Genomic DNA, 329 nt, shown 5'->3' on the forward strand with positions numbered 1-329 from the left:
CACTCCGCGGCCCCTGGATGGGCGGTCATCGGAACGGGCGACGTCACAGGAGACGGCGTCGACGACATCCTGCTTAGGCGGACCAGCGATGGCGCCGTGGCTACGTGGATCATGAGCGACGGACAGTTCCAAGCTGGGCAATATCTGCAGGCGAATTCCAGCGGTACCCTTGCAGCCGTGTTGGACCTGAACGGCGATCACCGGGCTGAGCTCATCTGGGCCGACCCGGGCTCCTCAGGGCTCACGACCTGGCAGGTCTCTCAGGCGGGTGCGATGTCGGTCTCGACTTCGGCCCATATGACCGCGCTGTCAGCCCCCGTTGTCGCGGT

General features: G+C 65.7%; 1 protein-coding gene. It reads left to right on the top strand.

Annotated elements, in window-relative coordinates; all coding sequences use genetic code 11:
* Positions 1-96: 96 nt before the first annotated feature.
* A partial coding sequence (locus F0L46_RS25025) for a hypothetical protein (RefSeq protein ID WP_240540157.1) occupies positions 97-329 on the top strand: 233 nt, incomplete at its 3' end.

Source organism: Salinarimonas soli, from assembly GCF_008386575.1.
Taxonomy (GTDB): domain Bacteria; phylum Pseudomonadota; class Alphaproteobacteria; order Rhizobiales; family Beijerinckiaceae; genus Salinarimonas_A; species Salinarimonas_A soli.